Annotated in this window: 22 protein-coding genes and 3 tRNA genes; 21 read left to right on the forward strand and 4 right to left on the reverse strand. The window is 34.0% G+C overall.

Going from position 1 to position 26,287, the window contains the following annotated elements; translation table 11 throughout:
• The 8 genes from ABIN61_07470 to ABIN61_07505 all read left to right on the forward strand — a co-directional run.
• Window positions 1–346: hypothetical protein (locus ABIN61_07470; GenBank protein ID MEO0294040.1), on the forward strand; the 346-nt coding region annotated here is incomplete at its 5' end.
• 6 nt (window positions 347–352) lie between these two features.
• The gene (locus tag ABIN61_07475; protein ID MEO0294041.1) at window positions 353–2,197 is read left to right on the forward strand and encodes an SdrD B-like domain-containing protein; all 1,845 of its coding nucleotides are present in this window, start codon (window positions 353–355) and stop codon (window positions 2,195–2,197) included.
• A 17-nt stretch (window positions 2,198–2,214) separates the two neighbouring features.
• Entirely contained in the window at window positions 2,215–2,772 is a 558-nt protein-coding gene (locus ABIN61_07480) for a hypothetical protein (protein ID MEO0294042.1), read from the forward strand.
• Window positions 2,773–2,836: 64 nt separating this feature from the next.
• The gene (locus ABIN61_07485) at window positions 2,837–4,084 is read left to right on the forward strand and encodes a DUF1015 family protein (protein MEO0294043.1); all 1,248 of its coding nucleotides are present in this window, start codon (window positions 2,837–2,839) and stop codon (window positions 4,082–4,084) included.
• Window positions 4,085–4,093: 9 nt separating this feature from the next.
• Entirely contained in the window at window positions 4,094–5,134 is a 1,041-nt protein-coding gene (locus ABIN61_07490; protein ID MEO0294044.1) for a putative glycoside hydrolase, read from the forward strand.
• Window positions 5,097–5,876 (forward strand): 16S rRNA (adenine(1518)-N(6)/adenine(1519)-N(6))-dimethyltransferase RsmA, encoded by a 780-nt coding sequence (gene rsmA, locus ABIN61_07495; protein MEO0294045.1) that lies wholly within the window; start codon window positions 5,097–5,099, stop codon window positions 5,874–5,876. The genes ABIN61_07490 and rsmA overlap by 38 nt, the downstream gene beginning before the upstream one ends.
• A 400-nt stretch (window positions 5,877–6,276) precedes the next feature.
• Window positions 6,277–10,095, forward strand: coding sequence for a S8 family serine peptidase (locus ABIN61_07500; GenBank protein MEO0294046.1), 3,819 nt, complete (start codon window positions 6,277–6,279; stop codon window positions 10,093–10,095).
• 137 nt (window positions 10,096–10,232) lie between these two features.
• Window positions 10,233–10,895, forward strand: a complete 663-nt coding sequence (locus ABIN61_07505) for a T9SS type A sorting domain-containing protein (GenBank protein MEO0294047.1) — start codon at window positions 10,233–10,235, stop codon at window positions 10,893–10,895.
• Window positions 10,896–11,028: 133 nt separating this feature from the next.
• Here the strand turns inward: ABIN61_07505 and ABIN61_07510 are convergent, their stop codons facing one another.
• The 4 genes from ABIN61_07510 to hisF form a co-directional block, all read right to left on the reverse strand.
• Window positions 11,029–12,747, reverse strand: coding sequence for a carbon starvation protein A (locus ABIN61_07510; GenBank protein MEO0294048.1), 1,719 nt, complete (start codon window positions 12,745–12,747; stop codon window positions 11,029–11,031).
• An 8-nt stretch (window positions 12,748–12,755) separates the two neighbouring features.
• Window positions 12,756–13,556 carry a hypothetical protein gene (locus ABIN61_07515; GenBank protein ID MEO0294049.1) on the reverse strand — a complete coding sequence of 267 codons (801 nt, stop codon included), beginning with the start codon at window positions 13,554–13,556 and terminating at the stop codon, window positions 12,756–12,758.
• Window positions 13,557–14,088: 532 nt separating this feature from the next.
• A complete protein-coding gene (locus ABIN61_07520) occupies window positions 14,089–14,868 on the reverse strand; it encodes an exodeoxyribonuclease III (GenBank protein ID MEO0294050.1) in 780 nt (259 codons plus the stop codon).
• Window positions 14,869–14,870: 2 nt separating this feature from the next.
• Entirely contained in the window at window positions 14,871–15,635 is a 765-nt protein-coding gene (hisF, locus tag ABIN61_07525; GenBank protein ID MEO0294051.1) for an imidazole glycerol phosphate synthase subunit HisF, read from the reverse strand.
• Window positions 15,636–15,766: 131 nt separating this feature from the next.
• Here hisF and ABIN61_07530 point away from each other — a divergent pair.
• From ABIN61_07530 to ABIN61_07590, 13 genes are all read left to right on the forward strand, one after another.
• Window positions 15,767–15,840, forward strand: a tRNA-Ile gene (locus ABIN61_07530).
• A 46-nt stretch (window positions 15,841–15,886) separates the two neighbouring features.
• Window positions 15,887–15,960 (forward strand) — tRNA-Val (locus tag ABIN61_07535).
• 47 nt (window positions 15,961–16,007) lie between these two features.
• On the forward strand, window positions 16,008–16,724 hold the full coding sequence (locus ABIN61_07540) for a C4-type zinc ribbon domain-containing protein (GenBank protein MEO0294052.1): 717 nt from the start codon (window positions 16,008–16,010) through the stop codon (window positions 16,722–16,724).
• On the forward strand, window positions 16,712–17,125 hold the full coding sequence (locus ABIN61_07545) for a ribonuclease HI family protein (protein MEO0294053.1): 414 nt from the start codon (window positions 16,712–16,714) through the stop codon (window positions 17,123–17,125). The genes ABIN61_07540 and ABIN61_07545 overlap by 13 nt, the downstream gene beginning before the upstream one ends.
• Entirely contained in the window at window positions 17,122–17,865 is a 744-nt protein-coding gene (locus ABIN61_07550) for a hypothetical protein (GenBank protein MEO0294054.1), read from the forward strand. The genes ABIN61_07545 and ABIN61_07550 overlap by 4 nt, the downstream gene beginning before the upstream one ends.
• A 27-nt stretch (window positions 17,866–17,892) precedes the next feature.
• Window positions 17,893–18,672: a sugar phosphate isomerase/epimerase family protein gene (locus ABIN61_07555; GenBank protein MEO0294055.1), complete on the forward strand. Its 780-nt coding sequence runs from the start codon at window positions 17,893–17,895 to the stop codon at window positions 18,670–18,672.
• Window positions 18,673–18,732: 60 nt separating this feature from the next.
• Window positions 18,733–19,269 carry a zinc-ribbon domain-containing protein gene (locus ABIN61_07560; GenBank protein ID MEO0294056.1) on the forward strand — a complete coding sequence of 179 codons (537 nt, stop codon included), beginning with the start codon at window positions 18,733–18,735 and terminating at the stop codon, window positions 19,267–19,269.
• A gap of 24 nt (window positions 19,270–19,293) precedes the next feature.
• Window positions 19,294–21,714: a protein translocase subunit SecD gene (gene secD / locus ABIN61_07565; GenBank protein MEO0294057.1), complete on the forward strand. Its 2,421-nt coding sequence runs from the start codon at window positions 19,294–19,296 to the stop codon at window positions 21,712–21,714.
• A 1-nt stretch (window position 21,715) separates the two neighbouring features.
• A complete protein-coding gene (locus ABIN61_07570; GenBank protein MEO0294058.1) occupies window positions 21,716–22,072 on the forward strand; it encodes a cyclic nucleotide-binding domain-containing protein in 357 nt (118 codons plus the stop codon).
• Window positions 22,056–22,763: a pyridoxine 5'-phosphate synthase gene (locus ABIN61_07575; protein MEO0294059.1), complete on the forward strand. Its 708-nt coding sequence runs from the start codon at window positions 22,056–22,058 to the stop codon at window positions 22,761–22,763. The genes ABIN61_07570 and ABIN61_07575 overlap by 17 nt, the downstream gene beginning before the upstream one ends.
• A gap of 9 nt (window positions 22,764–22,772) precedes the next feature.
• Window positions 22,773–24,014 carry a folylpolyglutamate synthase/dihydrofolate synthase family protein gene (locus tag ABIN61_07580; protein ID MEO0294060.1) on the forward strand — a complete coding sequence of 414 codons (1,242 nt, stop codon included), beginning with the start codon at window positions 22,773–22,775 and terminating at the stop codon, window positions 24,012–24,014.
• 98 nt (window positions 24,015–24,112) lie between these two features.
• On the forward strand, window positions 24,113–24,613 hold the full coding sequence (locus ABIN61_07585; protein ID MEO0294061.1) for an NYN domain-containing protein: 501 nt from the start codon (window positions 24,113–24,115) through the stop codon (window positions 24,611–24,613).
• Window positions 24,614–24,650: 37 nt separating this feature from the next.
• Window positions 24,651–24,725 (forward strand) — tRNA-Asn (locus tag ABIN61_07590).
• The last annotated feature ends 1,562 nt before the right edge of the window (window positions 24,726–26,287 follow it).

Genomic DNA, 26,287 nt, shown 5'->3' on the forward strand with positions numbered 1-26,287 from the left:
TAAGTTAGCTGGGAGGGTTGGTATTTCCACTTATGTAGAGGTTTTTGGCACATCCGTTATAGATGCAGAGATAGAGGGGATGGAGGTAAAGAGGGATGGGGATGTTATTGTTCGGGTTAGGAACAAAGGGAACATTTGGGTGAGGCCTAAACTTAGTTATTGGGTTACAAGAGGTAAAGATAAGGTTTATGCAGATTCTTTAGATGCTTCCTTAATTTTACCTTTTAGTTTAAGGGAATACAGGTTAAAATTTAAGGGTTTAAAGATAAGAAAAGGGGATGAGGTTATTGCAAGAATTGATTATGGAGGGGAGAAAATCTTAGAAGGGGTCAAAAAGATAGAATAAATTGAAATGTTTTTATTTATCATATCCTTTCAATACTATACAGCTTTATATCATAATCTCTACGATTATGAAGAGAGTTCTTATGGAGTTACAAATTGGCTTGTGGATGTAAGAGAAAGCGATTGGAATTTAAATCTTCTATTTATGAAATACAAAGAAGATTATGGAATAAAGAGTTTTTATTTTAAATATGATTCTATATCCATTGGGAAATATTATAGATATTATCATTTCATTGTTGGAGATATAGGATACTTGAGAGGTTTGGAGGTTGGGCACACACCTCCTTGTAAGAACTATGAACTTAATTTAAGAGCCGGGAAAATGAAAGATTTGACAGCCTGGACTTTTCCAAGATTTGAAAGGAACAATTTCTTCGCCGAAGTAGAACTTTTTACCTCTGGGCATTTTCTAACTTTAAATACAAGGTGGGATAAAGATAGGACTTCAAGCATCCTAAGTGATGAGTTTGATATAAAGATTGGAGATTTTACACTCCTAAACGATATAAGAATAGCTTATAAAGAAGGGCTTAAATTCGCCTTTAATGAAGATATAATTTGGAGAAGAGAGCTTTTCTTTTTGCGTTCTTTTTTGCGATATTATAGTAAAGATTTTCTCACAAGAGAAGGGATTGAATATATGGGGGGGAGATTGAACTGGGGGGTAAATCCATCTTACAATTTTCCTTTTGGATTAAATGTTTTTTCTGGATTTTATCAAACAGGAAGATTAGATAGCGAGTTGCAAAATCAAATTATGAGTGGATTTTCTTACCGTTTTCCAGTTAATCTCTCTATTAATTTTACAAACAATATAAATTGGGGCGGAGATAGAGAGAGTGGTTATAGAAATTATCTTAATCTCTATTCTTTTTTTTACAATAAAATAAGAGTTAATTTTAGATATTATGGGAGTTATTATAATAGAAAAGAAAATAGATTTGATTTAGAAAGTATTATAAACCTCCCACATTCAAATATCTTAGAAGGAGGGATTTCTCATTCTAATGTATATGGCTGGGAATATTCCTTTGGAAGTCTTCTTAAAATGGGGTCTTCTCTTTCTTTAGATTTGAGATTAAGACATTTAATAGAAGAAGAAAGATTAAATTATAATTCTTTTTTCTCTTTTGGTAAAGAAGGTTCCTCATTAAGGGTAGGTCTTTCAGGGAATACAGAGACGAACTCAAAAGTCTATACGCTTGAATTTATTAAAAGAGGAAGTATTAAAGAAACAGGATTTGGGGGGATTTTTGGTATTGTTTGGCACGATAAAAATGGGGATGGAAAGAAACAAAAAGAAGAGCCTCCGCTTAAGGATGTGAAAATTGTTTTGGATGGTAAAAAATTTGGGGAGTTAAATAGAATGGGTGAATTTCGTTTTTTTCCTGTTTCTAAAGGGAAGCATACGGTTCAGCTTGATATAAAAGGGATTCCAGCTTTTTTAGGGAGAGATAGTTTAAAGAAAGAAATAGAGATTGGTTTTATAGATTTCAAAGTTGTGAATTTCCCAATTTATACTCTTTCTTCAATTAGTGGTGTGGTTTATTATGATGAAAATCATAATGGAAAAAGAGATCCAGAGGAACAAGGGGTTCCAAATGTGAAAGTAAGTATTGTCAGAGAAGGTTATATAAGGAGCACCTACACAGACTTTTTTGGAGAATACTCGATCCAAAATATTATGCCTGGAGATTATACGGTTCAGGCTTCTCGGTTTCCCCCAGGTTATGAATTGAGTCCAAAAGGTTTTGTTTTATATCTAAAGTTAATTGGTGGAGAAGATAAAAAGGATCTTAATTTTGGAATTGCAAGGCCGTTGAAACAAATTGAAAGAAAGGAATTTTAAAATTAAGGAGGTCTAAAATGAAAAGAAATCTTTTGTTTGTAATTCTAATTCCTCTTTTAGGATTTGGGATTTCTTCTACCGGTGTTGGAGTGGAAGAGACAAAAGTTCTTGTTCCTGTTCCAATGGGGATTATTGATTGGGTAGAGATATGGATTCAAAGAAATTCTATTACTTGGGATTTTAATAGAATTAATCGTAATTCAAACAATCCTCCTTTCCCACCTCCTTCTTTTCCTGCATATTATGAGCCAAGCCAACCTTTCCAACGACATTACCAAAGAATAAGGTATCGCGTTAGAGGGATTGGTTGGCCAGCTGGGAATTGGCAGGTAACAATTGCTGGAAGTGGCGATCCTTCTCCTTCTTGCGGAATTTTGCTTTCTGATATAGAGTTTGGGGATGGAGACCTTGGAATATGGACGCCTCTTTCTACAACACCTCAGATTATTGCAAGTGGAAGTGGAGATGTAGGTTGGCAAGAGATCTATCAGGATTATAGAGTGAAACTTACTGGAGATGAGACGAGAACAGAGCTTTCAACAACCATAATAATTTATACAATCCAAGTTCTTTAAATTTAGCCTATTGACATATTTATAAATTCATATAAAATAGAAGGAATTTTTATGAGGAGGTTTTTTGGCTTTATTTAAGCCCTTTAAAGCTTTAAGACCAAAACCTGAATACGCAAAAAAAATTTCTTCTCCCCCTTATGATGTTCTTTCGCGAGAAGAAGCAAGGGAACTTGCAAAAGACAATCCAATTTCTTTTTTACACGTAATAAACACAGAAATTGACTTTCCTGATGAAGTTGATATTTATGATGAAAGGGTATATGAGAAGGCTAAAGAGAATCTTGAGTGGCTGATTAAAGAAGGTTATCTTATAGAGGAAGAAAGGAATTGCTTTTATCTTTATGAGGAAGATGAAAATGGGCACAGTCAAACAGGGATTGTTGGTCTTGTTTCGGTTGACGAATATGATCAGGGAATTATTAGAACTCATGAATCTACAAGAAGAATAAAAGTTGATGATAGGGCAAAACACATAAAAACTCTTGGGGCTCATACAGAACCAGTTTTCTTAACTTATTACGATACAGAAGAAACAGAAGAGATGTATGATATATTTAATGAAATAAAGTCAAAGATTCCTCTTTACAAATTTAAAACAGGAGAAGGTGTTTCTCATACGATTTGGAGAATTGAAGAAAATTCTATAATAAATAAAATTCAAGAAATTTTAAGAAAGGTTCCCGCTCTTTATATTGCCGATGGTCACCATCGGAGTGAGTCGGCTTCAATTGTTCGGAGAGAAAAAAGAGTAATGAATCCAAATCATACAGGAGAAGAGGAGTATAATTATTTTCTTGGGATAGTTTATCCCCATACAGAGTTAAGGATATTGGCTTATAACAGAGTTGTAAAAGACCTCAATTTTTTAACAAAAGAAGAGTTCTTCAATAAAATTAAAAAATCTTTTATTATAGAAAATGTTGAAGGAAGATATGAGCCAGATACTTATCACAATTTTGGGATGTATGTAGAAGGGAAATGGTATCATTTAAAAGCTAAGGAAGGGTCTTTCCTTTCTGATCATCCTTATTATTCTCTTGATGTTTCTGTTCTTCAGGAGAATCTTCTTGCTCCTATTTTGGGGATAAAAAATCCAAAGGAAGATGAAAGGATTGATTTTGTGAGTGGAAAAAGGGGATTGAAAGAACTTGAGAAGTTGGTAGATTCAGGAAGGTTTAAAGTAGCTTTTTCTATGTATCCTACTCAAATAGAGCAACTTATGAGAATTTCTGATAATGGGGAAAAGATGCCTCCAAAATCTACTTGGTTTGAGCCAAAACCAAAATCTGGTTTGTTTGTTCATAGAATTTAAATATCTTGGATGATTTTTCTTCTCTTTGCCTTAGATTCCTTAGTCACGGTAGTTAAAGAACCTCAACCCAACACAGTTAGAGGTGTTTATTTACCTCCAGGGATTTTTTATTTAAAAAAAGATTTGGGGGAATTCTTTCAAATGGTAGATTTAGGATTAATAAATACGGTTGTTCTTGATATAAAAAATGAAAAAGGGGTAACGTTTTTTAATTTTTATAAAGATTTCATAAAGAAGGCAAAAGAGAAGGGAATATACTTAATTGGAAGACAATGTGTATTTAAAGATGAAAAACTTGCTTTTGAGAATAGAGGGGAACTTGCTTTAAAAGACCTTTCTGGGAATATCTGGTTTCAAGAAAAAGACGGATATTGGGTGGATCCTTCCTTACCCCCAGTTTGGGAATATAATTTAGGAATCACAAAGAAGGCTTTTGAAGTAGGTTTTGATGAAGTTCAATTTGATTATATTCGTTATCCCTCAGGGGATAAACCTTATAAGAATTCTAAAAATAAAATTGGTAACATTATAAAATTTCTTGAACTTGCGAAAGGAATAAAGCCAAAGGATAAAAGGCTCTCTCTCACTTTTTACGGATACACTGTATGGAATAAATATCTTGTTTATGAAGGGCAAAAATTTGAAGAAATGAGTGAGAAGGTTGATGCAATTTATCCGATGCTTTATCCCTCACATTTTCATGATTATTTTATGCCTGATTCTACAAAAGAGGCAAGAACATATTCTTTAATCTATAAATCTGTTAAAAATTCTCAAAAACGTTTACCAAAAGAAGGAATAGAGATAATTCCTTATATTCAAGCATTTTCTTGGAAACAATCAAAACTTGGGAAAGATTATGTGTTTAATCAGTTAAAAGCCTCTTACGAAGCTAATTCAAATGGATTTGTTTTATGGAATCCAAGAGGGGATTATAAGAGAGGTTTTAAAGAACTTATTGACTTTGATATATATTTTTTTAAGAAAAGATTGCAATCCCGATTTATAGGAGATGACAACCGAAGAGATAAAGAAAATTATTGGAAATAAAAGATTAAGTAAAGCAAAAGGGCAAACTCTTCTTCTTGATGAAAATATAGCGAGAAAATTTGCAAGTCTAATTCCTTTTGAAAAAGGGAAGAAAATTCTTGAAATTGGTCCAGGGCTTGGAATTATAACGAAGTATTTGATTAATAGAGGCTTTGAGGTCCTTGGAGTAGAAATAGACAAAGATTTTTGTAAGTATCTTGCTTCTAAAGGAATAAATGTTATCTGTGGGGATTTTCTTAAATTAGAAATAGACCCTTCTTTTAAAACAGTTGTAGGAGCTTTGCCTTTTTCTATTTCTATACCAATTTTAGAAAAAATTAAAAAAGAAAGACACAAAATAAAAGAATGGTTTTTTATTCTTCAAAAGGAAGTTGCAGAAAGGGTTATTTCTGAGCCTTGTAGTAGGTCCTATTCGTCTTTATCCATTTTATTTAATATCCTATATGATATTTCTTTAGAGTTTGAGATAAATCCTCTCGCTTTCTTCCCTAAGCCAGATGTTTTTTCAACAGTTTTAAAAGGGGTTTTGAAGGAGAAACCTTTAATTGAAGTTAACGAAAATTTTGAGAAATTTTTAAGAACCATTTTTCGATATAGGAGGAAAACCTTAAGGAATAATCTTATTGATTATAATACAAATAGAGTTACAATTGACCTAAATAGGAGAGCAGAAACCTTAAAAATAGAAGAAGTTATTCAGCTTTACAAAGAGTGCAATTTTAATCAAGAGATAGGAGGATAAGATTATAGTAATCACCGCAATGCTTATGCTATTTTGCTTTTTATCTTATTCCTATTTTCAGATTTTATTGGCTCTTCTTTTAAATGTCTCTCTATTTTTAATCTATATTCTATTTCTTTTTCCATTTCTACTTGGCACTCTCGTTACTATTTAAGAGATAGTTATCAATAATCCGAATTTTCTTTCAGTACTGATTTGTTCTTTCCTTGACATTCTTCCCCCCTTCTGGGCTATAATTCTAACATTATAATATTCCCACTTAGCTAAGGTAAGATAACCAAATAAAAATAAACGGTCTATTTTAGGTAAAAATAGAAGATACCAAAAGATGTTTCCGGTTTCTAATTAAACCCCTTGACAAAAAATTTTTTTTTTATCTTTTATCAAGAAAGGAGGAAAAATGCATAAAAAAATTATTATGTTGTTTGTTTTAGTAGTAAGTGTCAATTATCTCTTCGCCCAAGATTATCAAAAATTCGAGAAAATTAGATTAAAGGACCTTCCACTTGAGCTTCCTGCCAAAAAGATTGAGAAACCTAAACAAATAGAGAAGTTATCTTCATCTTTAGATAATCTTTATAAACTTCATTTAAAGGGGAAAGAATATAGGCAATTTGCAACTCAATCAAATTTGCAACTTATAAAGGATAGAGTTGTAGTTACTGTTTTACCTCAATTTGGTTCCACAATAGCTGATATTGATGAAGATAATTTAAGAGCTCTTGGCGCAAGGATTCAAGCAAAAGCGAAGCACTCAATGAGGGTAGAGATACCTATAAGTCAGCTTGAAAATGTTGCTAATAAAGTGAAGGGAATTGGATTAATTACAGAACCTATAAAACCAGTTGAATTTGCCATCACTAGTGAAGGAGTATCTCTAATGAATGCGGATAATTGGCAAGCATCTGTTTATGAAGGTTCTGGTGTTAAAGTGGCTGTTATTGACGGAGGCTTCCAGAGTTTAACAGAAGCACAGGCTAATGGGGATATACCTTCTTCTTATAAAAGTTATGATTTTACTGGAAACGGACTTGAGACTGAAACTCCTCACGGAACAGCTGTGACTGAAGCGATTTTTGATGTAGCTCCTCAGGCTGAATTTTATTTATACAAAATAGGAGATGTGACCGATTTTGAGAATGCGAAAGATTCTTGTATTAGTAACGGTGTTCACATTGTTAACCATTCAATGGGATGGTATAATGCGAGTTACTATGATGGTACCGGAATAATCTGCGATATTGCGAATGATGCAGTTTCCAATGGTATTACCTGGGTGAATGCAGCGGGTAATGAGGCACAAAAGCACTATCGTTCAATCTTCACCGACAATGATAACGATGGATATCATGAGTATGCCAGTGGTGTAGAGATAAACTATTTTGGACCCGAGCCAGGCACTTTCTCCATTATCCCTGCAGGGACTCTGATCACTGTGTTTTTAAACTGGGATGATTATCCGTATAGCGACCAAGATTATGACTTATACTTGGTTATGTGGACAGGTTCGAACTGGGTTGCCGTAGCCTCTTCCGTAGGTTTCCAAAATGGTAGCCAGCCACCCACTGAAGCCATTTATTATGTAGCTCAATATACTGCTCCCTATGGTGTAGTTATTGATGAGTATTCAACTACTCTGGATAATGACCTAACGCTTTTCACTTTGACTCTTCCTTTTGCTTATCGAACTACCTCAAGTAGTCTTCTGGACCCTGCCACTGCAGATAGTGTAATAACTGTTGGTGCAATTGGTAAAGACCATTATGAATCCGGTCCCCAGGAATCATTTAGTTCTCAGGGACCTACAACTGACGGAAGGATTAAACCTGATGTTATGGCCCCAGATAGTTGTAATAGTTATGCTTATGGATATTGGCAGGGAACTTCTTTATCTTCTCCTCATATAGCAGGAGTTTGTGCTCTGATTAAATCGAGATATCCGGAATACAGTAATAGTGAGATTCGGAATTATCTATATACAAATTGTTCGGTTGATCTCGGAACTTCTGGAAAGGATAATATTTACGGCTGGGGAAAAGTTGTTATGCCTGATATAGATACTACAATAACTATTACCTCTCCCAATGGTGGTGAGGAGTGGCAAGTTGGAAGTAGCCATGATATCACCTGGGTTTCGAGTGGGACGAGTGGGAATGTGCACATTGAATATTCAACTGACAATGGTTCGAGTTGGCTAGATATAGTTGCCAGTATTCCGGATACAGGAGCTTACTCGTGGACGATTCCCAATACCCCATCTGATAGTTGTCTTGTGCGAATAAGTGACATTGATGGAACTCCATCTGATACAAGTGACGCTATGTTTAGGATATCGCCTACCTATCCAGGAACTATTAGATTTGTAACCGTTGATGGTTCTGGCTCTAAGGATGGCAGGAGTTGGGAAAATGCATACAATGGAACTCAGATACAAACGGCAATTAATGAAAGTGGGGTAACGGAGGTATGGATAGCAAAAGGGACATACTATCCAACAAATCAAGTTGGTGGTACCGGAGAAAGATTTAGAACATTTCAGATGAAAAACGGGGTGGCGATATATGGAGGATTTGCAGGGAATGAAACATCAATTGAGCAACGAGTTAATTATGGACAAGGACAAGAGAATGAGACGATATTGAGTGGAGATATAGGAATTCCTGGAGATAGTAGCGATAATTGTTATCATGTGTTTTATCATCCTTATGCAGGATTAACAAGTTCAGCGATACTTGATGGTGTTACTATTACAGGAGGAAATGCTAATGGTAATTCGCCTCATGATTGCGGAGGGGGGATGTATAATAACAATTCTTCTCCAACATTGGTAAATGTAAATCTAATTTATAACTACGCTACACACTCTGGAGGAGGAATGTACAATGAAGACGATTCTTCACCGAAGTTGACGAATGTGATGATAAGTCACAATAGAGCTCCGTATGGGGCGGGAATTAGCAATTATGGTGCCTATGGTGATTGCAATCCAGTTTTGATGAATTCAACTATTAGTGATAATCAAGGCAGAGGAATCTATAGCACAAATTCAAGTCTAAAACTTATAAATGTAAATATCTGTAATAATACAAGTGAGGGTTTTTATCACATTGCAGGAGCACCAAAACTAACGAATGTACTTATTAGTAATAATTCAAGAGGGATGTATGTTGAAATGTGTGCACCTACTCTTACTAATGTGACTATTACTAATAATAAGGTTCAAGGCTATGGAGGCTATGGAGGTGGTATATACCTATATAACGCAAGAGTAACATTTAACAATTGTATAATTTGGGGAAACAAGGCTAGCTCGGGTGGTAATGATATTGCTATGTTTGGAGAGACATTCACATTGAATTATTCATGTTTTAGTAACCGCATAGAGGATGTATTTAAAAATTGGGGTACAGTTTCAGTAAATTCATGCATAAACGAAGATCCTCTTTTTGTGGGTTCTGATATAAATCCTGTATATCCTTACAGTATACCTGGAAATTCTCCTTGTGTTGATGCTGGTAGTAACATATATTGTGACGAGCCCTATGACATTCGTGGTGTAGGTTACCCGCGTAAATTGGACAAGAAAACTGGTGGGCCAGGAAAAATTGATATGGGTGCATACGAATTTAACGTAAACACCGACTTTTTTATCACCGTAACTTCTCCCAATGGTGGTGAGGAGTGGCAGGTTGGAAGCACTCAGGATATTACATGGTCTTCAACCGGGACAAGTGGAAATAATGTGCACATTGAATATTCCACGGATAATGGTTCAACCTGGTTGGACATAATTGCTAGTATTTCCAATACAGGAGCTTACTCGTGGACGATTCCCAATACCCCATCTGATAGTTGTCTTGTGCGAATAAGTGACATTGATGGTGAACCTTCGGATGTGAGTGATGGGATATTTAGGATTTTACCTCTTTCAGCGGTTCCAGAAGAATTACCAGAAGTTTATTCAATGAGTGTAAGGTCAATTGTCACTGGTAGAAAGTTTGAAGTGAGGTATTCTCTTCCCGTGAAGGCTTCTGTTAGATTTGAAATATATGATATAAAAGGTGCAAAGATAGAAGAAATTATTGAAGAGAAGCAACGTGGTTTTTACTCAAGAGAAATAGATATGACTGGTAGATCAGCAGGTTTATACTTCCTTAAAATGGAGGCTAACGGAGGAGAATTTACCAAAATAAGGAAGGTTGTGTTAATTAATCGTTAAAAATGAGGAAAATATGAAAAAAATAAATATTGCCAGATTAGTCAAATATATGATGTTTATTGTGGTATTGATGGTTTTTTCCATGGTTTAAGCTTTGTGGAAGAGAGAATGTTGAAATAATAGAAATGGAGGATGATTTGCTCCAGAAAGGAGCATCAAAGAGAGTTGCTGAGGGTGTAAGTGAGGCATGGGTTAAACACTACGGCTCCTGTTTAGTAAACTCTAATGATCGTATGACAGCCCTTGCTGTCGATTCAAGTGGAAATGTTTATGTAACAGGATATAGTTATGATACAATGAGTAATTATGATTATGCGACAATCAAGTATAATTCGTCTGGAGAGGTTCTATGGGTAGCAAGGTATAATGGTTTAGGAAATGGAAGTGACTATGCGCGAGCCATTGCACTAGATGCAAGTGGTAATGTGTATGTGACTGGGGATAATGAAATATTGTGGGAAGCTTTAAGATGTATCACGACAATTAAGTATAGAGAGGAAGCTAACTATGTAAAGGAGGAATTAATAGGAATACCTGATAATTATAGATTAATTCAAAATTATCCCAATCCTTTTAACTCCACAACAACAATAGAATTTTCAATTCCAAAAGATACAGAAGTTGAATTAAAAGTATTTGATGTATTAGGCAGAGAGGTATGTGAGCTGGTTAATGGGAAGATAAAGGCGGGTAAATATAGAGTGGAATGGAACGGAGACAATTTGGAAAGTGGGGTATATTTGTATAGGTTAAAACCCGATGGATATGTAGAGACGAAGAAGTTAATATTATTGAAGTAAGGTTTTGAAAATAAAATAATAAGAGAGATGAGCCTTCCTCCTTTCTTGAAAGGGGGAAGGCTAAATTTTCTTCGTATTTAAGCAGTTATATCCTGGAGTTTTAATGAATTATACTATCTTCCGTCTTCTTCCCTTAACTAGTTTTACGATTTTCCTTTTTGAATGTTACAATAATCCCTTCTACTATTATCCAAATGTTTAAAGCAAGGATTAATAGGTTGAGAATTGATAAAAGATAGTTGTGGGTTCGGAGAAAGTTTATCTGATTTATTATAATAGCCCAGGTTGTGATAAGAGCCATAAATCCACAGGGGATTGCCGAAATTAGGAATTTCATTCCTCCTTTACTTCTTAACCATACGGTTACTACAAGAAGGGTAAGAGCTGCCAATGTTTGGTTTGTTGCCCCAAACATTGGCCAGAGTTTTAAAGCCCCAGCTCCACTTGCTCCAGTTGCAAAAGCTAAAAGTCCTGCAGTTATTACAGCAATGAATGTGACGAAATAACGATTCTCGAAGATCTTGACTTTTCCAAACAATTCTGATAACACATATCTTTGAATTCGAGTCGCAGTATCAAGAGTTGTTCCGGCAAAGGATACAATAAAAACACCCATAATTGATATTGCAATAGTTTTTGGTATTCCAATCGAATTTAACATATTCCCAGCTCCTATTACAAATGCAGAAATATTAGAACCTAAGCCCTGAGCAGTTGTCCAAGAAGAGTAATGTGCTTTCCATGCAGAGACTCCTTTAAGGATATTACCATCCGCTGTTTTATAAGCAATTCCTATTCCTGCACTAACCGCAATAAGAACAAGAGTCGCAAGGATTCCTTCTGTTACCATCCCACCATATCCGACAAATTGGCTATCTTGTTCTTTTCTTACCTGTTTTGCTGAGGTGCCAGAAGATACAAGAGAATGGAATCCAGATACAGCTCCACAGGCAATCGTTATAAACAAAAGAGGGACCATAGGTGGAGCACCTATTGGAGAAAGATTGATTGGGGGAGCCACAAGATGGAAAGCAGGATTCCTAAAAGCAGAAGCAAAAACACCAATAAAAAGTAAGAATAAAGCAAGAAGAAGTTGATGAGAATTTATGTAATCTCTTGGTTGGAGAAGAATTGTTACAGGTAACATTGCAGCTACGTAGCAGTAAATGAGTAGAATTATTGTCCATAGACCCGTGGCTGGGATTCCATCTAATCCTTGTAATCTAAGAGGAATATATGTTCCTACTATTATCGTTAAATACATTAAAATAACTGCAATTATAGAACATAAAGTTAAATTCCAATTCTTTTTATATATAGCCCAGCCAAGCCAAATAGCTATGGGTATCTGGAACCACATCGGAAATACAGATTCTGGAAACATATTGAAAATTAATGCCATTATGAGCCCAAAAATTGCTATTACGATAAGAAGCTCAAGAAATACAATAGAAAAGAAAGCCATTTTTGTTCTTTTGTTTATATATTTCCCAGTTATTTCTGAGATTGATTTTCCTTTATTCCGAAGAGAAAGAACAAGGGTTCCAAAGTCATGGACTCCTCCAATAAAAAGGGTTCCAAGAACAATCCAAAGAAGAGCTGGGATCCAACCCCATATTACTCCAATTGCGGGACCAACAATAGGACCTGTTCCCGCAATTGAGGCAAAATGATGCCCAAAAATAATTTCTTTTCTTGTAGGCACGTAATCTATCCCATCTTTGAACTCATAAGCAGGAGTTATATTTTGGTCATTTAACTCAAATATTCTCCTTGAAATAAAACCTCCATAAAATTTATAAACGAAGAAAAAAGTTATTAAACACACAAAAATAAGTAAAATAACATCCATTAAACCTCCTATTTATTATGAGAATTTATAGAATAATTTGCTTTTGGCAAGTATAGAATTATTGATGAATTTAAAAATGCAAAGATTAAAATAGGTAAAATAGGTAAAGCGTATCTGGAAGCTCCTAAAGGTGCACTTAGAAAGGAAAGATATCCTATAAGTAGGAGGAAGAAAATCTTAATCTCCAAATCTATTTTTTTGTTAAAAAAGAAGAAAAATAATGAAAGGAATTTTAAAAGATTAAAGAATAAGATTGGAATAAGTAATAGAATAAGAAAGATAGATTGTTCTTTCAAATATGAGAATACCCCTCTAAGTCCAAATTTTGAGTATTGATAGAATAATCCCTTCCCCCTTGCTTTTTTAAATCCAAAAAAAGACTGTAAGTCAAATCTTCCTGGATCTAAGAAAAAACAAAAAATGCCTTTTAGATGGAAAATAGAGTATGAAGGTAGATGTTCCTTTAAAAGAATTTTTATTGCTATTTCCTTTATGTATTTATTTTTTTCTCTATAAGACATATTTTCTACTTTCTTATCTATCTCTTCTATGGTTTTGTTGGCAAAATCTTCTCCTTTCTTGTTTATGAGAAAATAATATAAATTATAATTCAAGAGATTTGAGTTTTGAATGCTGGAGTAATGAAAATATCCTGTTCTTTGGTAATTCCAACCACAGTATCCAATAACAAAAGCAATTGAGAGAAGACTTGTTAGTATTATTTTTATATTTTTCTTTTTAAGAGTTAAATATAAAGAGAAAAAGAAATTTGGAATAACGAATAAATATAACACAGGCTTTGTAAGCATCGCAAGGATTAAAAATAAATTGTAAAGGATTAAATATTTTAAATTTCCTTTTAAGGAAAATAATATCAAATAAAAAGATATTAAAACTAAAAAACTTTGAAACAGAATTTCGCTCATCAAAAGATTGGTATAGATGAATTGAGAAGGTGTAAAAATTAATAGTAATAAAATCAGAAAGTAGCGATTTGCATTAAAAAATTCCAGAAGTTTAATCAAGATAAATATATTAAAGAGACTCAAAATTGATTGAAAAAAAAGAATTAGGGAATCAGAATTATTTATAAATTTGATGAGCATAATGAAAATTGGATAAAGAGGAGTTCTACGAGTAAGTAAATCTGGATTGAATTTTTCTTTTAGATTACCGCAATAAAAGAAAAAACTTTTTCTAATGTTCTCAGCCATTTTTAGATATTCAAAGGAATCGGTAAGATAAAAATTCCTTTTTTTGAGTTGGAAAGAAAAGAAAAATATATGTATAAAAATTATGAGAATCCAGAAAATGATTTTTCCGTTTTGTTTTTTTAATAAATTAATCATTAATTTGTTTTATTCGTAAAAGAATAGGGGCATGATCAGAGCCATATACATTAGAAAGGATGGAGCTTTCTATTACTTTCTCAATTAATCTTGGTGTAACAAAAAAATAATCTATTCTCCATCCAATATTTCTTTTTCTTGCGTCAAATCTATATGTCCACCAAGTGTACATTCCAGGTTCATTAGGATGGAAATATCTAAAAGTATCTATGTAACCTTTTTCTAAAAGGCTATCAAGCCATTTTCTTTCAATGGGTAAGAAACCTGAGAATTTTTCGTTTTCTTTGGGATTTGCAAGATCTATTTCTTTATGAGCAGTATTAAAATCTCCTCCAATTATAAGCTCTTCCCCTTTATTCCTTAACTCTTCACAGTGTTGTAGAAACGCGTCATAAAAATCAAGTTTAAATTGCAACCTTTCTTCACTACTTTTTCCATTTGGAAAATACACATTGAAAAGGGTAAAATCTGAATATTTTGTCATGATAATTCTTCCCTCTTTATCAAATTTTTCAATCCCCATTCCGAATCGAACCTCTTTTGGTTTTTCTTTTGAGAGGGTTATCACTCCACTATACCCTTCTCTTTCTCCGGAATTCCAATAGACATTGTAGTTTTTTAAATCAAGTATTTTTTCAAGCTCTATTTGATTTTCTTTTACTTTTATTTCTTGAAGGCAAAGTATATCAGGATTCTGGCTTTCAAACCATTCTTTAAATCCTTTTTTTAAGATTGCCCTTAAACCGTTTACATTAAAAGAAATAATATCCATTATTAGAGCCTTACTTTCAATCCTCTTTCTTTTAAATATTTCTTAACTTCTTCTATCCTAAGAATACGGTAATGAAATACCGAAGCCGCAAGTAGAATTTTTGCTCCCCCTTTAACAACCGCTTCATAAAAATGTTCAAGGCTTCCAGCGCCTCCGGAAGCTATTACGGGGAGATGAACTGCTTCGGAAATAGCTTTTGTAAATTCTATATCGTAACCGGCTTTTGTCCCATCTCCATCTATACTTGTAGGTAAGAGTACTCCTGCTCCCAATTCCTCACATTGCTTTGCCCATTCTACAGCATCTTTATTAACTGGCTTTGTTCCTCCAGCGATCACAACCTCAAAGCCAGAAGGCATTTTTTTATTCCTTCTCCCATCTATTGCTATAGTTATTTTTTCTGAACCAAATTTTTTGGCTGCCTCTTTAATTAAATTTGGATTTTTTACTGCAGCACTATTCATTGAAACTTTATCAGCACCAGCTCTAAGAACTAACTCTATGTCTTCAATAGATGAAATTCCACCGCCAACAGTAAGGGGTATTTTAATAACTTTAGAAACTTTTTTGACCCATTCTAAACGAGTTTTTCTATTTTCAAGGGTTGCGGCTATATCCAGCATAGCTAATTCATCTGCACCTTCTTTTTCGTAAAATGAAGCATTTTCTACTGGATCTCCTGCGTCTTTTAAATTCACAAAATGGACACCTTTTACAACTCTTCCTTCTTTCATATCAAGACAAGGCATTATTTTTATCTCATCCATTTTTTTCTCCTTGTTTTAGAAAAGAATAATTAAATTCTTGTTTTCTGTCAAGAATTGTTTTATCCTACTTTATAGAAATCTCAGAAGATAGACTTGACAAAACACTTTGAGTTATTATAATCAAATTAATAGGGCCCGTAGCTCAGCTGGTTAGAGCGGCTGACTCATAATCAGCAGGTCGTGGGTTCGAGGCCTACCGGGCCCAAAGGATCTTTAAAAAAATGAAGAAAAAAAATAATTTTGTTAAGAAGGGGCGAATAGCTCAGTTGGTTAGAGTGCCGGTCTCACATACCGGAGGTCAGAGGTTCGAATCCTCTTTCGCCCAAAAAGTGCACGAAAGTGCACTTTTTTATTTATATGGGAGGCCTTAGGATGGAATTCCCCGAGAAGGTAAAAATTCTTATTGAGCTTTATGAAAAGGATAAAGAGATTGACGAACTAAAAAGTTTGGAGAGGGAAGTCCCCAAAAAAATAGAAGAAATGGATAATGAGCTTAAGGGTTATAAGGAAAATCTTGAAAAAGAAGAGAAAAAATTAGCTCTTATTGATACAAAGAGAAGAGAATTGGAGAAAATTGTAGAGGAATATAGATTAAATCTTGAAAATTTCAATAAAAGGAAGAAAGAAATCCATACTAATGAAGAGTTTATTCTTTTGAAAAAAGAAATAGAAAAAACAGAAGAAACAATTACCCAGAAGGAAGATGAGTTGTTAGAAGTCTATTTTGAAAAAGAGGATCAAAAAAAGAAGGTAGATGAGGCAAAGAAAGCTTTGGAAGAACGGAAAAAAGAGATAGAGAAAGTGAAAGAAAAACTCCTTCAAGATCTTAAAAGTTCAAGAGAGGAGCTGGTTTTAAAAGAGGATGAAAGAGAGAGAATAGCTGCAAGATTGCAAGATGAGAATTTACTTCGTAAATACATAAGGATAAAAAGCTCAAGAGGAACAGGCTTAGCAATAATAGAAAACCCTGAGTGTACAGAATGCCATTCAACAATACCTCCTCAACTATTTGTTGAGATAAGGAAAATAGATAAAATAATCTCCTGCCCATCCTGTGGTAGAATTTTGATTTATAAATGGGTGGATTAGCGAAAGTTTTTATTGACGGAGCTTCCAAAGGAAATCCTGGTCCAAGTGGAATAGGGATTCTAATTCTTGATGGTAAAAATAATAGGGAAGTTAAAAGAATTTCTCGGAAGATTGAAGATACGACAAATAATGTCGCAGAATACAAAGCTTTGCTCGAAGCAATTGAGGAGTGTAAAAAATTAGGGTTTTCATCAGTAGAGTTTTTTACAGATAGTGAATTACTCTCTCGGCAAATCAATGGAATATATAAAATAAGAGATGAAAAACTTAAACCCTTATACGTTAAAATAAAAGGAAAACTTTTGAGTTTTAGAAACTGGAAACTTACTTACATCCCAAGAGAAGAAAATATTATTGCAGATAAATTAGCCAAATCCATTCCTGAAACTCAGAAAAAATGATTTTGTTTTTAATTTCCTTTCTTTCTGTTCCACTTGAAGGAAATGGGGAAGCATTCATTGGATATTACCCTTCAAAGGACACTCTCTATAATACAGATGTTTCGATTACCATTTGTTCTTATCTTCTAAGATTTGAAGATAGATTGGATTTTTTTGGAAGATATTCCTCTTATCTTGAAATGGCGGAACAAGAAGGTAAGGTTGTTCTTGATCCTTATTTTGCTTCTTATTCATTGGTATGTGGCTTCGTCTTTAAAGGGTCTTTGTTTTTATCTATTTATTGTGATCATTCTTGTAGGCACATCATAGATAGGAAACTTGAAGAAGGAAAAGTAGTATTTAATAGCTTGAATCTAGGCTTTTCTACTATAAAGGATCACTCATATCGGTTCGGAGAAAACCATTATCTTATAAGTAATTATATTTTTTATCCTCAGGGGATTTTTGTTGATTGGCTTAATTCAAGACCTTTTTATAGACACCGCTTTTTAATAGAAGGAGGAAAGAAAATTAATTCATTTACTGAGATCTCTTTATTTGGAGAATACACTTTGTCAAATGACAAACCAAGGAAAGTTTACTATATGTTGGCACCAGAGATTGAGTTTTTCTCCTTTAAAGGGGATAGAGCATTTTATGCTTTTATAAAATATTATCTTAAAGCTAAAGGACCTTTACGTTCTCCAGAGACTCTTTTCTTTTTTGGAATAGGATACACATTTTTTACCCCTTGCAAATAAAGAGAATTTCTGTAATATCTTTTTGGTATGGTTAAATTTGGAATTTCAACTGTTGTAATGAGTGATAAAGATGTCTTTTGCAGCATTGAAATAATAAGGAAAAGCTCCTTTAAATTTATAGAAATTCGCTGTGAAAAGGGACATTTTAATTACGAAGATATTAAAGAAATAAAAAAATTAAAAGCCACATTAAAAAAGAATGCTCTTACTTGTTCTTCTTTACATCCCCCTCTTTGGGTGAATATTGCAGCTAAGGAAGAATGGGAAAGGATGAGATCTGTGAGAGAGGTAGAAAAAATAATTCTTGTTGCAAATAGATTAGGTGTTCCAATTGTGATTTTACATCCAGGAAGGGGAGCCGGAAATATTGAAACATCCTATCTTAGCCTTGAAGAGATTCTCGATTTTGCAAAAGAGTGGAGAGTTCAAATCGTTTTGGAGAACACATTTCTTGGAAATTTTGCTTCTCATTTCAGTGAATTTCAAGCCATTTCTAATAAATTTGATGTTCATCTTTGCATAGATACATCCCATGCAAATGCAAAGGAAGACCAACTAGATAAATTTCTTGAAGCTTTTGATGGGAGAATAAAGCATTTTCATCTTTCTGATAGCAGAATGGAAGGGAGAGATGACCATCTTATTCCTTATGAAGGAAAGATAAACTGGAAACCAATAACCGAGTTTCTTAATAAAAGTGATGGGTTTGCGATATTTGAAATTCTTCCTCGGGAAAATTTTTATCCTGAGGGGAGTGATTATATAATAAGAAAGTTAGACGAAATTAAAACTAGATGGGAAAAATAGAAATATTCCCCTTGACCTTTTCTTTTTTTTAATTACTTTATAAAAAAGTGGAGGAGATAGATGGTTGTTGCATGCCCTAAATGTGAGAGTAAATATGAAGTTGCTGAGTCAGACGTTCCACCCGGAGGAGGAGCTGTTAGGTGCCCTAATTGTTCTAATATTTTTATGATTTATAGGGAAGTGCTTAATATAAGGCTTGTTCCTTTTAAAGCTGGGATAGAAAGGAGTGTAGGGATAAGCAAAACGGTTGAACCTGGAATAAGTGAGGCAAAAGAGATACTTAAAAAGACTCTCGAGGTTGAGAGAGTTGCTTCTCGAGTAGAAACTCCTATAGTAGGAGACCAAGAGAAATTAATGAAACATAAGAAGGCGGAGAGATTAGGTAAATCTCTTGCAAAAGACATTTACTTATATCACAAAGATAAAGTAGAGCGTGGGAGGAGAGAAGGAAATTTAGTTGAACTTCTTGGAGAAGAGATAAAGAAATCTTGGGAGTTTTATAAAAAACAGGTAGATCCAGAAGTCCTTAAAGAAAGGAATTACTTTAAAGAAGCCTTGAATGAGATCATAGGAGGAGGAAAAGAAATATTTAAGTAACCATAGAAATACTAGGGGGTATAGATGAAAAATCTTAAATGGAAATGGTTATTTATTTTTGTCTTAATAGGTGTTTCTTTATGGCAGTTACACTACTCTTTCACATTCTTTTTCAAGGATAAAGAAGCTTTTAGTAAAATTCCTCAGAATAAGCAGAAAATAATTAAGTCCAGAGCTTTACATTTAGGTCTTGATCTTCAAGGAGGAATGAATCTTCTACTTGAAATAGACAAAAGAGGGCTAAAGGAAGAAGAACTTAAAGGAGCTATTAATAGAGCCCTTGAAATCTTACGAAACAGGATTGATGAATTAGGAGTAGCAGAGCCCCAAATTGTGAAGCAAGGGAATGAGCGGATAATGATCCAACTTCCTGGAGTTGTAGAGCCGGAAAGGGCAAGAGAAATTATAGGAAAGACTGCTCTCCTTGAGTTCAAATTGGTAAGAGAACCAGAAGAAACATATCAAGTTCTAAACAGAATAAATACTGCTTTAAAAACAATGAAAGGAGATACCTTTGACCTTTTTAGTTACTTTCCTCCTGGAAGTAGGGCCTATGGAGTTCTTTCTCCTTACAAGAGTTACATAGATTCCCTTTTAAAACTCCCGAAGCTTAAAGAATATATACCCTATGGGGATACGATTCAATGGGGGAAAGAAGTTATTGTTGAAGGATATAAATATTATCCTCTTTATGTTCTTAAAAAGGAACCTCTTCTTACAGGAAGTTCTATTCTTAATGCAGAGCTCGGTATTGGAACAGAAGATAATCCAATGGGATATAGAGTTGATCTTACTATGAAGAAGGAGTATTGGAGAAAATGGGCTCAGATTACTGGAGCAAATGTTGGGAGGCAAATAGCAATTATCTTGGATGGAATAGTTCAGTCCGCTCCTGTGGTTAGAGAGAGAATCCCAACTGGGAGATCGCAGATAACAATGGGAAGTGCACCTATGGAAGAAGCAAAAACACTTGCGATAATTCTCAAAGCAGGTGCCCTTCCTGCACCGCTTAAAATTATAGAGGAACGTTCTATTGGTCCTTCTCTTGGGAATGATTCAATTAAAGCTGGAATTCGCTCTATAATTCTTGGAACAATCCTTGTATTTTGTTTTAGTATTATTTATTATCTAAAAGCTGGTCTTATTGCAATCTTTGGTTTAATTTTAAATGTGATCTTTCTTTTGGCAATTCTCTCGGGCCTCCGAGCAACTTTAACTCTACCAGGTATTGCCGGTATTGCTTTAACTGTAGGAATGGCAATAGATGCAAATGTTTTAATCTTTGAGAGAATAAGAGAAGAGCTAAAATCTGGAAAGACGATAAGAACTGCAATTGTTGGTGCATATCAAAAAGTTTTCATTACAATTTTTGATGCAAACTTAACAACTTTTATAGCTGCCATTATTTTGTTCTATTTTGGGACTGGTCCTATAAAGGGGTTTGCTGTAACTCTTTCAATCGGGCTTTTAGCAAGTTTCTTTACTGCAATTTTTGTTACAAGGAATATATTTGAATTCTGGATCCTAAAAGGTTTAAAGGCTCTTCCAATGTTAAATGTCTTTAAGAATCCCAAAGTTGATTTCTTAAAAGTTAAAAAATGGGCTTTTCTATTTTCAGGTGTGCTTCTTTTTAGTGGGGTTGTTTCCTTAGCTATTCACCGTGGTCCAAAATATGGTGTTGATTTTACAGGAGGAAGTGTTATTGAGGTAGAAATAGATGGAGGACCAGTAACTTCCGAAGAAATGAGGGAACTTGTTTCAAAAGCTGGCTTTAAAGAAGCAACAATTCAGAAATATATGGAAAAGAATCTTTTCCTTATCAAGATAAAAGAGACAGAAGAAGAAGCTCTTACAAGGCTTAAAAAAGCAATAGTGGAGAGGTTCGCTGGTAAAAAAGTAATTTTCCCTCGTCAAGAACTTGTTGGACCCGCAGTGTCAAAAGGGCTTCAGACAAGAGCTATTTGGGTTGTTCTTTTAGGTATGTTGGGTATTCTGATTTATGTTTGGATTCGGTTTGATTTTCATTTTGGGGTTGCTTCGGTTGTGGCTTTATTACATGACGTCTTAATAACAATAGGGCTACTTTCAATTACAAATACAGAATTTAACATTCCAATAATTGCTGGTCTTCTTACAATTCTTGGGTATTCTATAAATGACTCTATTGTAATTTCGGATAGAATAAGGGAGAATGTGAAATTAATGAGAGGTCGTTCTTTTCCAGAAGTAGTAAACGCTTCTTTAAATCAGACTCTTAGTAGAACAATCATAACCTCTTTAACCACCCTGTTTGTTGTTTTTGCGCTTTTCTTCCTTGGCGGAAGAATTCTTAGAGGTTTTTCCCTTTGTTTACTAATTGGTTTTATTATCGGGACATATTCTTCAATTTTCATTGTTGCTCCAATTGTTGTTGAATGGAGAAAGAAGAAATCTATTCATAAATAAAATGGAGAAGACAAGGCATTTTAAGGCAGGAGAAGTTATAATTTCGGAAGGAGATATACCAAAAGAGATGTTTCTAATAAAGAAAGGTAGAGTAAGGATAAAAAAGAAAGGAAAGTGGATTACAGATTTAAAAACAGGCGATTTTTTAGGAGAGATGGGTGCTCTTGATCGACATCCAAGAAGTGCAACCGCAATAGCAGTAGAGGATACAATTCTTTCTGTTATTGAAGTTGAAGAACTGGAGAAAAAACTTCAGAGAGATCCTATTATTTATCATCTTGTTAAATCTTTGATAAAAAGATTAAGAGAAACAAATAGGAAACTTTATTCGGAGGATAGAAATGAGACTGGGGGTTAACATTGACCATGTGGCCACTATAAGAGAAGCAAGAGGAGTGAGCTATCCTGATCCTGTAGAAGCAGCTATTTTAGCTGAATCTGCAGGAGCTGATGGGATTACCTGTCATCTTAGAATAGACAGAAGGCATATAAAAGAAAGAGATATAAAAATTTTAAGAGAGGTGGTAAAAACTCATCTAAATGTGGAGTGTTCTCTTGATAAGGAAATAAGAGATTTTCTTAAAGATATAAAGCCTGATTGGGTTTGTATTGTTCCAGAGAGAAGAGAAGAGCTTACGACCGAAGGAGGTCTTGATCTTTATAAAGTCTCAAAAGAAGTAGAAAAAGCAACAGAAGAATTCAAAAAAGCAGGTATAAAAGTTACTTTCTTCATAGAGCCAGATAATAAAATGGTGGAGCTCTCTGCAAAACTTGGAGCGGATGCTGTAGAACTGAATACTGGAAGTTGGTGCGAAAATCCTACACAAGATAAACTAAGGAAAATCGTAGAGGCTGCTCAATTTGGTATAGTTAGAAATCTTGAAGTCCATGCAGGGCATGGTCTTAATCTTCAAAATGTTGGTTTTATTGCAGATATTGAGGAAATAAGCGAACTAAATATTGGTCATTCAATAATTGCGAGATCTATAATTGTAGGGATAGAGAGAGCTGTCTCTGAAATGAAAGAAAGAATCCTACTTGGTGCTTAACACTCTAACTTGAATTATCCTGAAGCAATTCAATATCTCTCTTCTTTAATAGATAGAGAGAGAAAAAATATAAAATACGAAAAAGATTTAGAAAGGTTCAAAGAGAGCTTAGAAATATTCAAAAACCCTCAAAAGAGATTGAAAGGTTTTCTAATTGGAGGCACAAACGGGAAAGGGACAACAGCTCATATAATTGAGTCGATTTGCAGAAAAGCTGGTTATAAAACAGGTCTTTTTACTTCACCTCATTTAGTCTCTTACAGGGAAAGGATAAGAATAAATGGGGAACCAATTTCTAAGAGGAAATTCACTTCCCTTATTGAAGAAATTAAGAACAAGAAAGGAATTAATTTTTCTGTATTTGAAACTTTAACAACAATGGCTTTTTTGTTTTTTGAGAGAGAGAAAGTGAATTATTCAATCTTTGAGGTTGGACTTGGAGGAAGATTGGATGCGACAAATGTATTTGAGCCCAATGTTTCAATAATAACCTCTATAGGATTTGACCATACCCAAATACTTGGGGAAACTCTTTCTGAGATCGCAAGAGAGAAAGCAAAAATTTTAAGAGAAGATAGAATCAATATCTCCGGACCACAGAAAGAGGAAGTTATGCAAATTTTAAAGGAAGAGGTTAAAGGGAATATAGAATTTATAGAAGATGTAAGGATAACTAATCTTGACGAAAATGGAATGTTTTTCAAATTAGCTCACGAGGAATTCAAGACTAACCTCATTGGAGTAAAACAGGCTCTAAATGCTTCTTTGGGAATAACCGCTTGTAGAAAAATGGGGATAAATTTAAAAAAAGAAGAAATAAATGAAGCTCTTTTAAATCTTCAAATTCCAGGGCGTTTTCAAATTATAAATAGAAATCCATTTATAATTTTGGACGGAGCACACAATCCTGATTCAATAAAGGCTTTAAAAGAAACAATAGAAAAGGTTTTTGCAAGAAAAGTGGTTCTTCTTTTTTCTTGTCTTTCAGATAAAAATATTAAAGGGATGTTAACTGAAATAAAACCTGTAATAAAAAGATTTTATCCTACAGAAATATCCCATCCTAGAAGGACTACTTTAGAGGAAATAAAAAGAATCGCTCACGAATTGGAAATAGAGGTAGCTAATAATACAGAGGGGCTTCCCAAAAAAGACTTAGAAAAAGCTGTAAAGGAAGCTTCCCCGAAAGAAATAATAATTGTTACAGGTTCTTTCTATCTTCTTGGAGAAATTCTTGGAAAGGAGAAATAAATTTACCCTCTTGACAAAATTAAATTATTTATATCTTTCTTTTAGCAAATAAATTATTCTATCAAAAATTGCTTATGAAACTTAGGAAAGGAGGCGAAGTGAAAAAAGTCGCAGTATTTGTGGATGTTCAAAACATCCAACAGGTGTTTGAGAAACGTGGTGCAGAGATAAGATACGATAAATTAAAGAAATATCTTGAAGACAAATTCAAGAAAAAAAATGGAGAAGTAATTAAGTTCACTGCTCTCATACCTATAAGAGAGTTAGATGAGAATAGGCTCAAGTTAATTGATGCAATCTCTCTCTCCGGATACAGGGTTTTGATAAAAATGGCAAAAGACAGACCGGATGGGTCTGTAAAAGCCAATATGGATGTAGAAATGGCTCTTGAAGCCATTTCTATGGCGGATTATGTAGATGAGATTGTAATTGTAACTGGAGATAGTGACTTTGAGCCATTAATACATTTCCTTAGTAGAAAAGGGAAAAAAGTTCTTTTAATTGGTCCTGGAAGAGGACCAACAGCCATAGAAATAATAAGAGCAGCAGATGAATTTGAGAACTTAGACGAGATAGAAGGTATTGTCCTTGAAGGTTGACAAACATACTATTCCTGTTATAATTTAACTATCCAATTCCTCGGTAGCTCAAAGGCAGAGCGCCTGACTGTTAATCAGGAAGTTGCAGGTTCGAGTCCTGCCCGAGGAGCCATTTTGAACAATACGAACTGGGGATTTTCTGAAAATGGAACGGAAGTCCCCTTTTCTTTTTTATCCCCACTTAACCCAACCCTTGAAGAAATATTTGAATTTTTGAAAGTGTCAAAATCCTCTGAATAATAAAGATTTATCTGAATTTGTTCTTTTGAATAAAGAATGTTTTTTATGAACTTTTTGATTAAAAGATTCCTTTCAATTCCTTTTTGTTGGGCAAGGGATTTTAAAAATATTTTGAGGATATTTTGAAGCGTTTGAGAGGAAAGCGGAGAGCATTCTTCCGTTAGTTCGTGTCCAGAGCGATAGCCCGATTCCGGGTCATTATTAAGTCTGAAAATGAGATTTTCAAGGTATATTTTGTCATTTGAAATTCTCTCAAGATTATCAAAAATGAAATTTTCTAATCTGTTTGCGTTGACTTGTCTAACACTACATGAATCCCAATCCATCTTAAAAGTTTTGGTGCATCGGTAATAATAGTATCGTTTAAGTCTTTCTTCTTTTCTCTTGTTTGTATAGCAAGGCGTCATAATAGAACCACAGTTATTGCAGATGACAAGTCCTGAAAAAAGAAAATCTTTATATACTCGCAGAGTCTTAATTTTCTTGTGATGTATTTCTTGAGCAAGATTAAAAAGTTCTTCAGAAATAATGGGCTGGTGGATTCCTTGATAAATTTTTCCAGCATAGTTTAGCTTTCCGGTATAAACAATATTTCTTAGAATATAATGTATAGCACTTTTTGAGAAATTATTACCTTGTCTATCTTTAATCTCTCTCTGCTTCAATTCATCATAAGTCTTAAATAAGGAACCGCTTGTTACATAAGTTTCATAAATAAACTTTACAATTTCAGCCTCTTTAGGATTGATAACAAGTCTTTTATTCTCTCTTTTATATCCATAAGGCACAATTCCACCATTCCACATTCCCTTTTTAGCTCTTTCAAGCATTTTGTCTTTTGTTCTCTCAGAGGCTAATTCTCTTTCAAATTGAGCAAAGGTAAGCATAATGTTTCTTAGAAGTCTTCCGGCTGGTGTAGAAGTATCAAACCTTTCTGTTATAGATATAAAATCAACCTTATATTTCTCAAAAAATTCTATCAGCTGGTAGAAATCTTTAGGTGAGCGAGTGAGCCTATCAATTTTGTAAACCAAAACGATATTGATTTTTCCATGCATTATATCTTGTAATAATTCTTGCAAAGCAGGACGATTGAGATTAGCTCCTGTATAACCAGCATCAGAATATACCTTAAAAACTTCCCAGTTATTTTGACTCTTAATAAAAGCCTTTATCTTCTCCTCTTGAGCTTCACAGGAGGAAAATTCCTTCTCTGCCTGATTATCTGTTGATACCCTTGTATAAATTGCACATTTCATATTAGTTTAATTACAAACTTAACAATTTCTGTATAGCGGTTTTTATAATTTCAGGAATTGATTTTTCGTCATTAATTGAAGAGATAGTTTTTCTAGCAGCTAAAACCTTTCTTTTTTTCTCTTTTATATTAAAGATTCCTTCAAAATCTGGGTCTATACTAAAAACAATATTAGG

The sequence above is a fragment of the candidate division WOR-3 bacterium genome, from assembly GCA_039804165.1.
GTDB lineage: Bacteria > Hydrothermota > UBA3072 > UBA3072 > UBA3072 > JAFGHJ01.

Excerpts from the sequence above, each read along its gene's own strand:
- ABIN61_07475 (MEO0294041.1), top strand. The coding sequence starts at position 353 with ATGTTTTTATTTATCATATCCTTTCAATACTATACAGCTTTATATCAT.
- ABIN61_07480 (MEO0294042.1), top strand. The coding sequence starts at position 2,215 with ATGAAAAGAAATCTTTTGTTTGTAATTCTAATTCCTCTTTTAGGATTT.
- ABIN61_07490 (MEO0294044.1), top strand. The coding sequence starts at position 4,094 with ATGATTTTTCTTCTCTTTGCCTTAGATTCCTTAGTCACGGTAGTTAAA.
- rsmA (MEO0294045.1), top strand. The coding sequence starts at position 5,097 with ATGACAACCGAAGAGATAAAGAAAATTATTGGAAATAAAAGATTAAGT.
- ABIN61_07500 (MEO0294046.1), top strand. The coding sequence starts at position 6,277 with ATGCATAAAAAAATTATTATGTTGTTTGTTTTAGTAGTAAGTGTCAAT.
- ABIN61_07510 (MEO0294048.1), bottom strand. The coding sequence starts at position 12,747 with ATGGATGTTATTTTACTTATTTTTGTGTGTTTAATAACTTTTTTCTTC.
- ABIN61_07515 (MEO0294049.1), bottom strand. The coding sequence starts at position 13,556 with ATGCTTACAAAGCCTGTGTTATATTTATTCGTTATTCCAAATTTCTTT.
- ABIN61_07520 (MEO0294050.1), bottom strand. The coding sequence starts at position 14,868 with ATGGATATTATTTCTTTTAATGTAAACGGTTTAAGGGCAATCTTAAAA.
- hisF (MEO0294051.1), bottom strand. The coding sequence starts at position 15,635 with ATGGATGAGATAAAAATAATGCCTTGTCTTGATATGAAAGAAGGAAGA.
- ABIN61_07540 (MEO0294052.1), top strand. The coding sequence starts at position 16,008 with ATGGAATTCCCCGAGAAGGTAAAAATTCTTATTGAGCTTTATGAAAAG.
- ABIN61_07545 (MEO0294053.1), top strand. The coding sequence starts at position 16,712 with ATGGGTGGATTAGCGAAAGTTTTTATTGACGGAGCTTCCAAAGGAAAT.
- ABIN61_07550 (MEO0294054.1), top strand. The coding sequence starts at position 17,122 with ATGATTTTGTTTTTAATTTCCTTTCTTTCTGTTCCACTTGAAGGAAAT.
- ABIN61_07555 (MEO0294055.1), top strand. The coding sequence starts at position 17,893 with ATGGTTAAATTTGGAATTTCAACTGTTGTAATGAGTGATAAAGATGTC.
- ABIN61_07560 (MEO0294056.1), top strand. The coding sequence starts at position 18,733 with ATGGTTGTTGCATGCCCTAAATGTGAGAGTAAATATGAAGTTGCTGAG.
- secD (MEO0294057.1), top strand. The coding sequence starts at position 19,294 with ATGAAAAATCTTAAATGGAAATGGTTATTTATTTTTGTCTTAATAGGT.
- ABIN61_07570 (MEO0294058.1), top strand. The coding sequence starts at position 21,716 with ATGGAGAAGACAAGGCATTTTAAGGCAGGAGAAGTTATAATTTCGGAA.
- ABIN61_07575 (MEO0294059.1), top strand. The coding sequence starts at position 22,056 with ATGAGACTGGGGGTTAACATTGACCATGTGGCCACTATAAGAGAAGCA.